The following is a 12686-nucleotide window of genomic DNA, read 5'->3' as shown; positions in this document are numbered from 1 at the left end:
CGGCCCTGCGTCACCGCCGCCCCTAAGCCGCCGGAGCCAGGCTCCGCTCCGCCGAGGCAGCCGAGGCAGCGGCGCCGGCGGCGGAAACCCGGGGAACGAACGCGACGTGCTGATGCCCCCGGCGCAGATCGATCTTCAGGCGCAGGCCGCCCACCCTGGCGAGGATCAGGCCGATGACGACCGCGGACACCATGGAGACCAGGCCGCCGGCCAGGAAGCCGATCCGGGCGCCGAAGGCGTCGGTGATCCAGCCGACCACGGGTGCGCCCAGCGGGGTGCCGCCCACGAAGACCATCATGAACAGGCTCATCACCCGGCCGCGCATCAGCGGGTCGGTGGCCATCTGGATGCTCGAATTGGCGGTGACGTTGACCGTCAGACCGACCATGCCGATCGGGGCGAGGAGGGCCGCGAAGACCCAGAACGACGGGGCGAGCGCGGCGGCGATCTCCAGGGCGCCGAAGAGGACGGCCGCGCCGACGAGCAGCCGCAGCCGGGAGCCGGCGCGGCGGGCGGCGAGCAGCGCGCCGATCAGTGAACCCGCCGCCATCAGCCCGTTGAACAGCGAGTAGGTGCCGGCTCCCTGGTGGTAGACGTGGTAGTCGAACGCGGTCAGCCAGATCGGGAAGTTGAAGCCGAAGGTCCCGATGAAGCCGACCAGGACGATGGGCCAGAGCAGGTCGGGGCGCCCCGACACATACCGCAGCCCCTCCCGCAGCTGGCCCTTGCTGCGTGGCACCCGGTCGACCTTGTGGAGTTCGGCGGTCCGCATCATCAGCAGCCCGGTGAGCGGGGCGATGAACGAGAGGCCGTTGAGCAGGAAGGCCCAGCCGCTGCCGAAGGCGGTGATCAGGACACCGGCGACGGCCGGCCCGATCAGCCGCGCGGACTGGAAGTTGGCGGAGTTGAGGCTGACGGCGTTGCGCAGCTCGTCCTGGCCGACCATCTCGGAGACGAAGGCCTGCCGGGAGGGGTTGTCGAGGACGGTGACCAGGCCGAGGACGAAGGCGACCAGGTAGACGTGCCAGACCTGCACCTGGCCGCTCAGGGTGAGCGCGGCGAGGGCGAGGCCGGTCAGGCCCATGGCGGACTGGGTGAACAGGAGCAGCTTGCGTTTGGCGAAGCGGTCGGCGATGACGCCGCCGTAGAGCCCGAAGAGCAGCATCGGCAGGAACTGCAGCGCGGTGGTGATGCCGACCGCGCCGGACGAGCCGGTGAGGCTGAGCACCAGCCAGTCCTGGGCGATGCGCTGCATCCAGGTGCCCGTGTTGGACACCATCTGGCCGGTGGCGAAGAGGCGGTAGTTACGTATGCGGAGCGAGCTGAACGTGCCCTTGCGCGGTGTGGCGGCGGGGCCGGTGGCGACGTCCGGGGCGGCGGGGCCCTGCGGGGTCGCGGTCGCGTCGTCGGAAACCGTGTCGTGTGGGGAGTTCGGTGCGGGGGCGGAGTGTGCTCCGGATCCCGTACTCAAAGTGGGTTCGCCTCCTCGGCCTCGGGGTCTACAGCTGTGCGAGCTTCTCCAGTACGGGCGCGGCGGCCCGCACCTTCGCCCACTCGTCCGCGTCCAGCCCGGAGGCCAGCTCGGCGAGCCAGGCGTTGCGCTTGCGGCGGCTCTCTTCGAGCATCGCCTCTGCCTGCTCGGTCTGCGTGACGACCTTCTGGCGGCGGTCGTCGGGGTGGGCTTCGAGCCGGACCAGTCCCTTGGCCTCCAGCATGGCCACGATGCGGGTCATCGACGGCGGCTGCACATGCTCCTTGCGGGCCAGCTCACCGGGGGTGGCGCTGCCGCAGCGGAACAGGGTGCCGAGCACCGACATCTCGGTGGGGCTCAGCGATTCGTCGACCCGCTGGTGCTTGAGGCGGCGCGACAGGCGCATCACGGCGGACCGCAGAGCGTTCACCGCGGCCGCGTCGTCTGGGGGCGTCTCCCGGCCGTCAGGCTGGGGGCGGGACAGTTCCGGCATGGTCTTTAGCGTAACTCATTACCCATTCTAAGGAAAGCCTGGGGGTGCTGCCCGTCGGGCTTCACCCATACGAGTGAGGACGCGGCCGAAAGCGACGCACCTGACCGCGTGCGGACGGGACCGTTTCCGCATGGGATCGCGAGTGCTCAGCCTGCGCGTGGACGGGGAGCTGCTGGACCGGATACGGCAGCACGCCGCAAAACGCGGAATGAGCGTCCAGGACTATGTGGTCCGGACGCTCATCCGCGAGGATTTCGACGAGCGCTTCCAGTCGTCTCTCGACAAGACGGAGAAGCTGACGGAGGCGCTGGGGGTGCGCCGGCCCGCTACTTGACCCCGAGCGCCTGCTCGATCGGGTCGAGCAGGAAGTAGACGAGGAAGCAGAGGCCGACCACGTTCAGCAGCCAGGGGATTTCCTTGAAGCGGCCGGTCGCGGTGCGCAGCAGGATGAAGGCCAGCACGCCGATGCCGATGCCGTTGGTGATGCTGTAGGTGAACGGCATCGAGACCATCGTCAGGAACGCGGGAATGCCGATGGTGAAGTCGCCCCAGTCGATGTCCCGGACGTTCGAGGCCATGATCAGGAAGCCGACGACCAGCAGGGCAGGCGTCGCGGCCTGCGAGGGGACGACGGTCGCCACCGGCGCGAAGACCAGCGCGAGCAGGAAGAGGCCACCGGTCATCAGGTTCGCGAGACCGGTGCGGGCGCCCTCGCCGACACCGGCCGTGGACTCCACGAAGCAGGTGTTGGCGGAGGCCGAGCCGAAGCCGCCGCCCGCGACCGCGATGCCGTCGACCATGAGGATCCGGCCCATGTTCGGCAGCTGGCCGGTCTCGTTGTTCAGCAGGCCGGCCTCCTCGCCGACGCCGATGATGGTGCCCATCGCGTCGAAGAAGCCGGACAGCAGCACGGTGAAGACGAACAGGCAGCCGGTCAGCACTCCGACTTCCTTGAAGCCGCCGAAGAGGCTGATCTGACCGATCAGGCCGAAGTCCGGGGTGCCGATGATCTTGTCCGGCACGTTGGGGACCGCCAGACCCCAGGACGCGTCCGGGATCTGCACCAGCGCGTTGATGACGATCGCGACCACGGCCATGCTGACCATGCCGATCAGGATCGCGCCCCTGACCTTCCGCACGACCAGCACGAACATCAGCACCAGGCCGAGGACGAAGACCAGCACCGGCCAGCCCTTGAGCTGTCCGCCCTGCCCCAGGCCCAACGGCACGGTGGTGTGCGCGGCGTCCGGGTTACGCGTGACGAAGCCGGCGTCGACCAGGCCGATCAGCGAGATGAACAGGCCGATGCCGATGGCGATGGCCCGCCGCAGCCCGTTGGGGATCGCGTCCATCACCCGCTGCCGCAGGCCCGAGGCGACCAGGATCATCAGCACCAGGCCGGCGAGCACGACCATGCCCATCGCGTCCGGCCAGCTCATCTTGGGCGCGAGCTGCAGGGACACCACGGCGTTGATGCCCAGGCCCGCGGCGACGGCGATCGGGACGTTGCCGACGACGCCCATCAGCACCGTGCTCAGCCCGGCCATCAGCGCGGTGGCGGTGACCAGCTGGGCATTGTCGAGATGGTGGCCGAACTTATCGACTCCGGAGCCGAGAATGATCGGGTTCAGCACGATGATGTAGGCCATCGCGAAGAACGTCGCCAGGCCGCCGCGAAGCTCGCGACCGACCGTCGACCCCCGCTCGGAAATCTTGAAGAAGCGGTCCAGGCCGTTCTTGGGGGGCTTGGGACCTGGGTTTTCGAGGGTGTCGACCGGCGTGGTGGCCGAGGGGGGCATGCGGGGACCTCAGTCGGACGGGCCTGGGCAGGCGTGGGGGCCCGGGGGCCCGGGACACATACGGAAAAGGAGACAACCGGATCGGGTTGGATGAAGAAACGAGCCGAACCAGCCGTATCCAGAAAGGTTCAGTATGAATAAACAAGCCACTGATCACCATCTCCGCGCGTAGACCCTTGTGGCGCAAGGTCGGAGCAGGTCACCCCACCGGCTTCCGGGCCTGCCCACCGCCGCCGCGGCCCCCGCACCCCCTCCCCGTAAGCTGGCCACCATGTGGAAGAAGTCCGAACTGCGCGAGGCCCCGGCGCCTCTTGAGGGCCCCGTCGTCGGCACGATCACCGGCGGCACCATCATCTGGTTCGTGCTCTTCCTCGGCCAGCTCCCCTTCTACGGCTGGTTCGCCGACCACGGCCACAGCTGGTGGGTGTGGACCTGCCTGGCCGGCGGCGGCCTCGGACTGGTCGGCATCTGGTACGTACGGGCCCGGGACGCCGCGATCAAGCGCTCCGCCGCGACGGCCGGGCAGCCCGCCGACCAGCACTGAGCGCTCGCCCCCACCGCCCCGCCCGAGCCGGCGGGTGAACCGCCCTTTCCGCCCGTAACGTCTAGGGCATGACGGAGCGGGCGAGCGCCGAACCCGAGCACTCCGGACCGGGCCGCGCGCCGGCCCGGCGGACCGCCCGGGAACCGGTCACCCCCGGACTGACCGCCGCCGAGGTCGCGGAGCGGGTCGCCCGGGGCGAGGTGAACGACGTCCCCGTACGGTCCTCCCGCTCGGCGGCCGAGATCGTCCGCGCCAATGTCCTCACTCGCTTCAACGCCATCATCGGCGTGCTCTTCGTGATCATCCTGATCGTCGGCCCGATCCAGGACGGCCTGTTCGGCTTCGTCATCGTCGCCAACACCGGCATCGGCATCGTCCAGGAACTGCGCGCCAAGAAGACCCTGGACAGCCTGGCGGTCATCGGCGAGGCACGGCCGACCGTCCGGCGCGACGGGACCGCCACCGAGATCCCCACCTCCGGCGTGGTCCTCGACGACGTCATCGAACTCGGGCCCGGCGACAAGGTCATCGTCGACGGCGAGGTGCGGGAGAGCGACGGCCTGGAGGCCGACGAGTCGCTGCTGACCGGCGAGGCCGATCCGGTCCTGAAGAAGCCCGGCGACCCGGTGATGTCCGGCAGCTTCGTCGTCGCGGGCAGCGGCGCCTTCACCGCCACCAAGGTCGGCCGGCAGGCGTACGCGGCCCAGCTCGCCGAGGAGGCCAGCCGCTTCACCCTGGTCCACTCCGAACTGCGCAGCGGCATCAGCCGGATCCTCAAGTACGTGACCTGGATGATGATCCCGACCGCGACCGGCCTGGTCCTCAGCCATCTGCTCACCCTCGGCCTGCCGGGCGACGCGGCCATCCGCCGGATGGTGGCCGGCATCGTGCCGATGATCCCCGAGGGCCTGGTGCTGCTCACCTCCGTCGCCTTCGCGATCGGTGTCATCCGGCTCGGCCGCAAGAAGTGCCTGGTCCAGGAGCTGCCCGCGATCGAGGGACTGGCCCGGGTCGATGTGGTGTGCCTGGACAAGACCGGCACGCTGACCGAGGGCGGGATGGACGTCCACGGCCTGCGGTCCCTCGACGGCGACCAGGCGCACCTCGAACAGGTGCTGGGCGCGCTGGGCGCATCCGATCCACGGCCCAATGCCTCCCTCCAGGCGATCATCGAGGCGTATCCGGCGGACGACGCCTGGCGCTGCACCAGGGCGCTGCCGTTCTCCTCCGCACGCAAATACAGCGGCGCCGCCCTCAACGGCCCGGGCGGCGAGAGCAGCACCTGGCTGCTCGGCGCCCCGGACGTCCTGCTGCCGCCCGGCGACCGTCACCTCACCGAGACCGACGGCCTCAACGCCCAGGGCCTGCGCGTCCTGTTGCTGGCCCGCGCCGCACGGGAGCTGGACGACCCCGAGGTCACCCGGGGCGTACGGCCCGCCGCGCTGGTCGTCCTGGAACAGCGGCTGCGCCCGGACGCCCCCGACACCCTGCGCTACTTCGCGGGGCAGGACGTCGCGGCCAAGGTGATCTCCGGCGACAACGCGGTGTCGGTGGGCGCGGTGGCCGGCAAGCTGGGGCTGCCGGGCGCGGGCGGTGCGGTGGACGCGCGCGAACTGCCGGGCGACCGCGAGGCCATGGCGGCCGCGGTCGAGCAGTCCGCGGTCTTCGGCCGGGTCACCCCGCAGCGGAAACGAGAGCTGGTCGCCGCCCTGCAGGTGCGCGGTCACACCGTCGCGATGACCGGCGACGGCGTCAACGACGTGCTCGCCCTCAAGGACGCCGACATCGGCGTCGCCATGGGCTCCGGCTCCGAGGCCACCCGCGCCGTCGCCCAGATCGTCCTGCTCGACAACAGCTTCGCCACGCTGCCCTCGGTCGTCGCCGAGGGCCGCCGGGTCATCGGCAACATCACCCGCGTCGCCACCCTCTTCCTCACCAAGACCGTCTACTCGGTCCTGCTGGCGATCCTGGTGGCCTGCTGCCAGATCCCCTACCCCTACCTGCCGCGGCACCTGACCCTGCTCTCCACCCTGACCATCGGCATCCCCGCGTTCTTCCTCGCCCTGGCCCCCAACAAGGAGCGCGCCCAGCCGCACTTCGTCCGCCGGGTGATGCGCTACGCCGTGCCCTCGGGCCTGATCACGGGCCTCGCCGCCTTCACCACCTACCTGCTCGCCCGCGCCTACTACACCGGCCCGGGGTCCCTGTCCGCCGAGACCAGCGCGGCCACCCTGACGCTCTTCCTGGCCGCGATGTGGGTACTGGCGATCATCGCCCGCCCCTACACCTGGTGGCGGATCGCCCTGGTCCTGGCGATGGGCCTGGCCTTCCTCGCGGTCCTCGCCACGCCCTGGCTGCAGCGCTTCTTCGACCTGCGCCTGGTCGGCACGACGATGCCGTGGACGGCCGTCGCCATCGCGCTGGTGGCGGCGGTGCTGCTGGAGTTCACCTGGCGCTGGGTACGGCGGCGCTTCCCGGCCTGACGAACGGGCGCGGGCCACCTGACGCCGTGGGCCCGTCGCGTCAGCCCGCCCCGCCTCCCCTAGAGTCCATGTCCATGACATTCCACCCGGGACCCCGCGCCGTCGACATCCTGGCGCGCTCGCACCACAGCATCAGCCACCACATCAGCCATTACGGCGGCCACTACGATTCCCACTCCCCCGGCGTCTCGTTCGACGGCGCGTGGTGGATGATCCCGCTCGGCACCGTGCTCGGCGTCGGCTGGGTGTTCGTCAAGCGGCGGTTCCGGTCCGCGTGACCGCACACCACGACGCCTCCGCCCGCGGCGGCTCGCCCGAGGAGATCGCCGCCGCCATCTGCTTCCTCCTCGGTGACGACGCGGGCTTCATCACCGGACAGACCCCGTGCGTGGACGGCAGCGGCAGCATCCCCGGCAGCTGACGGCAGCACCGCCCGCCTCCGGGCCGAAGGGAACCTGCCCGGCCGATACCCCGGTCGCTGCCGCCGTACTACGCTCCAGCCCCATGACACTCCACGGGGACCTGCCGTACAAGGTGCTGGCGAGCTCGCACCGCCACTACCACCACACCGGCAGCCACTACGGCGGCACCGGCGACGGCACGCTCGACTGGTGGGTGTGGCCCCTCCTCGCCCTCTCCGCGATCGTCGTCATCTGGAGCCTGGTCAAGAGGCTCCGCTCGAACTGACGGCGCGGTCCGCATCGTGCGGACGGCCCGGCGCGAGTGAGGGTGGGGCGTCGGGTCTCCCGCCGGGCCGTGCTAGCGGACCCCGTACGAGGCCAGGTTCGCCGGGTCCTCCGTCGCGAGCGCCAGATATCCGTCGGGCCGTACGAGAAAGAGTCCCCGGTCCCCGTACGCCTTGTGTGCGTGCCCGTCCACGTCGATGACGTCGGCCTGCTCACCCGGGCGGCCGACCCGGACCAGCTGGTAGCGCTCGGAGGCCGGGGCATCGGTCCCGCCGAACGCGAGGAGCGTGGCGTGCGGGCCGCGGAAGAGGTCGAAGAGACGGGTGGGCCCGCAGGGGGCGTCAGGAGCACGGTCTCCGGCGCGCAGTGCGTCATCGGCCAGGCCCTCGCGGCACTCGCGGGTCAGGGGGCTCGCGCGGTAGCCGAGGCCCAGCTGGAGGGTCTCGCCGCCGCGCCGGGAGAAGCCGCGGTCGGTGTCCACGCGGTCCTGCTCGAAGACCTGGGTGGTGAGGGCCAGCACCTGCTGCGCGACCGGCCACCGCTCGGCCTCGTAGGTGTCGAGGAGCGCGTCGGAGGCGCCGCGCAGCGCGGCGCCGAGCTTCCAGCCGAGGTTGTACGCGTCCTGGATGCTGGTGTTGAGGCCCTGACCGCCCGTAGGAGAGTGAATGTGCGCGGCATCGCCCGCGAGCAGGACGCGGCCGACGCGGAAACGGTCGGCGACCCCGGCCTTGATGCGCAGCACCGAGGACCACCGCACCTCGTGCACCCGCACGTCCTCGTGGCCGGTGCGCTCCACGAGCAGCTGCTGGACGGCCTCGGGCGTGGCGTCGGGCGTGAAGTCCGGGCCCGCGCCGCCGAAGTGGACGAGCAGCTGGAAGAGGTCCGCCCCTTCGAGCGGGCGGAGCGCGACGCGCCCGCCCGGCGCGGTGGGCCACACGTGCCAGTGCCCGCGGTCGATTCCGTCCACGAGGACGTCCGCGATCAGCGTCGGGTCGGTGACGATGTCGGTGACGGGGAAGCCCACGCCGAGGGCCTTGCGCACCGTGCTGCGTCCACCGTCGGCCGCGACCAGATAGCCGGCCCGCACGGCCGACTCGGTACCGTCCGGCCCGCGCAGCCGCGCCGTCACCCCCTCCGCGTCCTGTTCGAAGCCGGTCAGCTCGCAGCCGAACTCGACGCTGCCGCCCAGCTCTTCGAGGCGCGCCTGGAGGATCTCGACGGTGCGCCACTGCGGGAGCATCCACATCTCGCCGTACGGGACGTGGGGCGAGGGCTCGGAGCGCTCCCCCATCTCCCACTCGGCGACACGTGTGGTGCCGTCCCAGCTCTGGAGGCGCTGGACGGGGCCGCCTGCCGTCCGTATCGCGTCGATGACGCCCAGGTCGTCGAAGACCTCCAGGGTGCGCGGCTGGAGGCCGGAGCCGCGTGAGCCGGGAAAGCTGCGGCTCTCCCTCTCCACGACGCGGCAGGCGATACCGCGGCGGGCGAGGTCGCAGGCGAGCACGAGGCCGGTGGGCCCGGCTCCGGCGATCAGAACTTCCGTGGTGGCGATTGCGGGCAGGCTCATCACAGGTCCCTTGACGTCGTGAGGCCGCCCCCCGGCACAGGAGGGGCGACCCGCCTCACAGCGAGGCGTGCCGGTACGTCATATACGAGGCGCCCGAGGGGCACGAAACGGACCGATTGGGAACCCCCGGTGCCCTGGGGCAGCGCCCTTGCCGCCCTCCGTCAGTCGAACCACCGCGCCCGCGCCAGTTCCTCCCCCCGCTCCGGGTCTTCCAGGAGGGCGGCGACCTCGAAGCGGCGCGGCCACTGGCCCGCTGCCCAGGCCAGGCCCGCCGCCACGCCCTCCAGGGTCGCGGCGTGCACGGTGCCGTCCGGCGTCCGGCGCCAGTCCAGCTCGGTGGGACCGTCCGGGCCGTCGACCAGCAACTCCTCGTGTTCCACGTACGCCTCGGGGGTGGCGGCGCCGAGCAGTACGCGGACGGCCTCCGGCACCTCGTGGCGGACGCCCTCGGAGCGGACCCCGGCGCCGGCCGCCTCGCTCAGCCGCCGGACCTGCAGCAGGTCCGCCAGCTCCGCGGCGCGGGCGGGCCGCACCGGGAGCAGGGCGAGGCCGGAGGCGAGCGGCACCAGATCCGGTGCGTCGGCGACCACCGCGTCCGCCGCGTCGACCACCCTGACCTCCCGGTCGCGCACGGCCCGCAGCTCGTCGGGCAGTGTCACCTGCTCGGGGTCCAGGTCCGCCAGCAGGCCGTAGATCGCGTGGAGTTGGGCGGCGCCGACGGGCAGCTCCGGGTCCGCGAGGCGGGTCAGCAGCTCCGCCGCGCCGCCCGGCTCGTCCAGGAGGGCGGCGACGGAGGTGCGCACGCCGAGCGCGCGCAGCACCTGCGCATCGACCTCGCCCGCGTCCGCGGACTCGTACAGCCCGGCCAGCAGCGGATCGCCGCCCGCCGAACGCAGACCGGCGGGCCGGCGGCCGTCGAGCACCGGGTGTCCGCGCAGCCACCAGGCGGTGTACGGGCGGACGGATTCGGTGGTGCCGTCGGGGAGCAGCACCCGCACCGGTGCGGTCAGGGCGTCGCGCAGCGGCGGGCGGGAGAGCATGGCCAGCACGTCCGGCCAGGCGTCGTCGTCGACCAGATCGAGGTCGCGCACCGCGACCAGTTCGGTCACCACCGGCGGTACGGGGGTCTCGGGCAGGGCGTCGAGGACGTCCTCGCACCACACGTCCACCGCGTCCAGCAGCCCGACGTCGTCCGGCTCGGCGAAGTCGCCTTCCCGGGGTTCCATTTCGTCCGGGTCGAGGACGACATCGGTGGCCCGGACGAGCGCGAAGTCGGCCATGACGCCCACGGCCGTCAGCGGCTGCTCGCCCCAGCGTTCGGCCAACTCCCCTTCGCAGGCCGCGAGTTCACCCTCGCGGATGACCCGCTCGAAGGCACTGCCCGGGTACACCAGCTCACCCGCGGGCGCCAGTTCGCCGTCCTCGTCGGGCAGGGCGAGCGCCCCGAGCCACGGCTCGTCGCCCGGTGCGAGGCCTGCGTCCCTGACCAGGCCGAGGACCGCCTCCGCCAGCTCCTCGGCGCCCAGCGGGGCTCCCGGCCCGCCCTCGATCCCGTCGGCGAAGACGTCGTAGGCGTCCTCGTCCGCGTCCAGCGAGTTCGCGACGGCGGCGCGCACCTGCGGCGTGGTCAGCACGGCACGGGGCTGGGCCGGGGTGGCGCCCAGCTTTTCCAGCAGCGGGTGCACCGCGTCGGGGTGGGCGACCTTCAGCCCGAGCCGGGCCAGCGTGCGGTGCCGGGCCGCGGCGTCCTCGTCGCCGCCGCCGGGCAGCGGCAGCAGCACCTGGCGGGGCCCGATCGTGGTCCGTACGCCGCCGCCCCCGCCGGGGCCCTGGGCCGCGGTGCCCGCCAGCGGGACCGGCAGCCCGCTGAGCCGGTCCGGGTCGGTGCCGGCCAGCGCGTCGTAGAGCCGCCACCACCAGCCGGGCGAGCGTTCGACGCCGGCCAGCCGGTCCACCATCTCGCCGAGCCCCACCCGGGCCACGCCCAGCGCCCGCAGCTCCGGACGGCGTTCGAGGCCGGCCGGCAGCAGGCTCGGGAACAGTTCGGCCAGCACGCCGACCGTCGCCGCGCCCGCGCCCTCCACCAGCTCGGCGTCCACCGGGCGCAGCACGAAGCGGTCCACCCCGCCGTCCTCGTCCCACTCGCCCCCCTGCGCCGCCGGCTCGGCGGCCCGGCCACCGGGTGCACCCGCGCTCGGCAGGAACCGCACCCGCGGCAGCAGCTCCAGCACCTGCCGGCGCAGCTCGCCGTCCAGACCGCCCTTGCCCAGCGGCCCGGGCACCAGGTCCAGCGTGCCGACGGACACCGGCTGCCAGTCGCCCAGCAGTGCCGTATAGGTCGCGGCCGCCCGCTCCACCAGGAAGTCCGCCAGCGGGCCCGGCGCGACATGCCGCCGGGTCGGCTCCAGCGGGAACGAGGCGATCAGCAGCGCGGGCAGCCCCAACTGCTCGTCCGTGGGCGTCGGCGCATGCACCACCGGCGCGGTTCCCGGCCGCGCCGGTGCGCCCTCGCCGTCCACCGGCACCGCCCAGGTAACCGACCAGGACGGCCGCAGCCGCTCCTCGACCGGCCGGTCCGCCAGCAGCGCCGGGTCCAGCGGACCGCCGTCGCTCGCCACCCGCCAGCGGGTGGCACCGCGCTCGCTGTCCTCGATCAGGACGTACGGACCGTCCTGGCTCCGCCGCAACTCCCGTACGTGCTCAGGAGTCTCGATCACGACCTCGGACAGCCCCGGCAGGGTCAGCAGCAGCGCCGCGTCGACCGCGTCCAGCAGCCGTTCGGCGAGATCCTGCGCCGCGACGTCCCGCAGCGGCAGCACGACCGCGGTGTCGTACCCCTCGGGCGCTCCGCCCTCCGCGGGCAGCGGCAGCCGCAGCAGCGGTACATGGCCGTCGCGCCGCCGCAACTCACCGCCCAGTCCGGGGCTGTGCGCCGCGACCTCCTCCGCCATCGCCCGCGCCTCGGCCAGCGACCAGCGCACACCGCCGGTACGGCCCACCAGCGCCGGCTCATCGCTCACGGACAGCACCGCGGCGAAGCCCACGCCGAACCGGCCCACCGCACCGGCCGACACACTGGCCTCCCGCTTCGCGGACGCCCGCAGCGTCGACAGCGACTCGACGCCGGTGGCGTCCAGCGGGGCGCCGGTGTTGGACGCGACGAGCACGGCGGGGGCGTCGCCGTTCGCCGCGTGCAGGGTCAGCCGCAGCCGGCCGGGGACGCCGGCCCGCGCCGCCGCATCGGCCGCGTTCTGCGCCAGCTCCACGGCGAGCCGGTCGCGGTAGCCGCCGAGCGCCAGGTCCTCCTCGGCGTTGGCATCCTCCCGGAACCGGGCCGGCGAGGTGGCCCAGGCATCCAGCACGCCACGCCGCAGCCGGGCCGTCCCGAACGGGTCTCCGGCTGCGCCTCGCACCAAGGACGTAGCGATCACTGTCCGTCTCCCTAAGCGTGTGTCGGTGGCCCGACGGTATCGCCCCACGTTGTCGGGTGCCCCGCCGTGCCTGTTTCCCGCCTTCGGCGGGGCCTCGCCTTCGGCGGGAGGGGTTGTGTGGGGTGGGGTCCCGGCTGGGCGTTGGGTGCCGGGTTCGGGGCCTCCGGGGTGGGTGTTCGGACTGCTTCGCTTTACGTCCGAACACCCACCCC

11 protein-coding genes are annotated in these 12686 nt (G+C 72.6%); 6 read left to right on the top strand and 5 right to left on the bottom strand.

Annotated elements, in window-relative coordinates:
- Positions 1-22 precede the first annotated feature (22 nt).
- Together ABZ851_RS36060 and ABZ851_RS36055 are read right to left on the bottom strand one after the other, a co-directional pair.
- The gene (locus ABZ851_RS36060; protein WP_361136742.1) at positions 23-1471 is read right to left on the bottom strand and encodes an MFS transporter; all 1449 of its coding nucleotides are present in this window, start codon (positions 1469-1471) and stop codon (positions 23-25) included.
- A 28-nt stretch (positions 1472-1499) separates the two neighbouring features.
- Complete coding sequence (locus ABZ851_RS36055; protein WP_336050528.1) at positions 1500-1964, bottom strand: MarR family transcriptional regulator; 465 nt, start codon at positions 1962-1964, stop codon at positions 1500-1502.
- 130 nt (positions 1965-2094) lie between these two features.
- Between ABZ851_RS36055 and ABZ851_RS36050 the strand changes: the two genes are divergently transcribed.
- Positions 2095-2298, top strand: coding sequence for a hypothetical protein (locus ABZ851_RS36050; RefSeq protein WP_361136740.1), 204 nt, complete (start codon positions 2095-2097; stop codon positions 2296-2298).
- Here ABZ851_RS36050 and ABZ851_RS36045 read toward each other — a convergent pair.
- On the bottom strand, positions 2291-3763 hold the full coding sequence (locus tag ABZ851_RS36045) for an NCS2 family permease (protein WP_361136738.1): 1473 nt from the start codon (positions 3761-3763) through the stop codon (positions 2291-2293). The two genes, ABZ851_RS36050 and ABZ851_RS36045, sit on opposite strands and share 8 nt — an antisense overlap.
- Before the next feature lie 271 nt (positions 3764-4034).
- On the opposite strand from ABZ851_RS36045, the gene ABZ851_RS36040 reads away from it, so the two are divergent.
- The 5 genes from ABZ851_RS36040 to ABZ851_RS36020 all read left to right on the top strand — a co-directional run bounded on the left by ABZ851_RS36040 (position 4035) and on the right by ABZ851_RS36020 (position 7477).
- A complete protein-coding gene (locus ABZ851_RS36040) occupies positions 4035-4307 on the top strand; it encodes a DUF2530 domain-containing protein (RefSeq protein WP_336050531.1) in 273 nt (90 codons plus the stop codon).
- 68 nt (positions 4308-4375) lie between these two features.
- Entirely contained in the window at positions 4376-6790 is a 2415-nt protein-coding gene (locus ABZ851_RS36035; protein ID WP_361136736.1) for an HAD-IC family P-type ATPase, read from the top strand.
- Between the two features lie 74 nt (positions 6791-6864).
- Positions 6865-7068: a hypothetical protein gene (locus ABZ851_RS36030; RefSeq protein ID WP_361136734.1), complete on the top strand. Its 204-nt coding sequence runs from the start codon at positions 6865-6867 to the stop codon at positions 7066-7068.
- Positions 7065-7211: an SDR family oxidoreductase gene (locus tag ABZ851_RS36025; RefSeq protein WP_361136732.1), complete on the top strand. Its 147-nt coding sequence runs from the start codon at positions 7065-7067 to the stop codon at positions 7209-7211. Before ABZ851_RS36030 ends, ABZ851_RS36025 begins: the two co-directional genes overlap by 4 nt.
- 83 nt (positions 7212-7294) lie before the next feature.
- Positions 7295-7477, top strand: coding sequence for a hypothetical protein (locus ABZ851_RS36020; protein WP_361136730.1), 183 nt, complete (start codon positions 7295-7297; stop codon positions 7475-7477).
- 72 nt (positions 7478-7549) lie between these two features.
- Here ABZ851_RS36020 and ABZ851_RS36015 read toward each other — a convergent pair whose 3' ends face one another.
- Together ABZ851_RS36015 and ABZ851_RS36010 are read right to left on the bottom strand one after the other, a co-directional pair.
- The gene (locus ABZ851_RS36015) at positions 7550-9043 is read right to left on the bottom strand and encodes an FAD-dependent monooxygenase (protein WP_361136728.1); all 1494 of its coding nucleotides are present in this window, start codon (positions 9041-9043) and stop codon (positions 7550-7552) included.
- A 161-nt stretch (positions 9044-9204) separates the two neighbouring features.
- The gene (locus tag ABZ851_RS36010) at positions 9205-12474 is read right to left on the bottom strand and encodes a molecular chaperone Hsp90 (RefSeq protein ID WP_361136726.1); all 3270 of its coding nucleotides are present in this window, start codon (positions 12472-12474) and stop codon (positions 9205-9207) included.
- Positions 12475-12686: the final 212 nt, after the last annotated feature.

Source organism: Streptomyces sp. NPDC047049, assembly GCF_040643995.1.
Taxonomy (GTDB): Bacteria; Actinomycetota; Actinomycetes; order Streptomycetales; family Streptomycetaceae; genus Streptomyces; species Streptomyces mooreae.
The sequence above is the reverse complement of the archived record's forward strand: the minus strand, read 5'-3'. Positions and strand labels throughout refer to the sequence as shown.

What these genes read in the sequence shown, in the direction of transcription:
- ABZ851_RS36055 (WP_336050528.1), bottom strand. Translation starts at nt 1,964, where the DNA reads ATGCCGGAACTGTCCCGCCCCCAGCCTGACGGCCGGGAGACGCCCCCA.
- ABZ851_RS36050 (WP_361136740.1), top strand. Translation starts at nt 2,095, where the DNA reads ATGGGATCGCGAGTGCTCAGCCTGCGCGTGGACGGGGAGCTGCTGGAC.
- ABZ851_RS36045 (WP_361136738.1), bottom strand. Translation starts at nt 3,763, where the DNA reads ATGCCCCCCTCGGCCACCACGCCGGTCGACACCCTCGAAAACCCAGGT.
- ABZ851_RS36040 (WP_336050531.1), top strand. Translation starts at nt 4,035, where the DNA reads ATGTGGAAGAAGTCCGAACTGCGCGAGGCCCCGGCGCCTCTTGAGGGC.
- ABZ851_RS36035 (WP_361136736.1), top strand. Translation starts at nt 4,376, where the DNA reads ATGACGGAGCGGGCGAGCGCCGAACCCGAGCACTCCGGACCGGGCCGC.
- ABZ851_RS36030 (WP_361136734.1), top strand. Translation starts at nt 6,865, where the DNA reads ATGACATTCCACCCGGGACCCCGCGCCGTCGACATCCTGGCGCGCTCG.
- ABZ851_RS36020 (WP_361136730.1), top strand. Translation starts at nt 7,295, where the DNA reads ATGACACTCCACGGGGACCTGCCGTACAAGGTGCTGGCGAGCTCGCAC.
- ABZ851_RS36015 (WP_361136728.1), bottom strand. Translation starts at nt 9,043, where the DNA reads ATGAGCCTGCCCGCAATCGCCACCACGGAAGTTCTGATCGCCGGAGCC.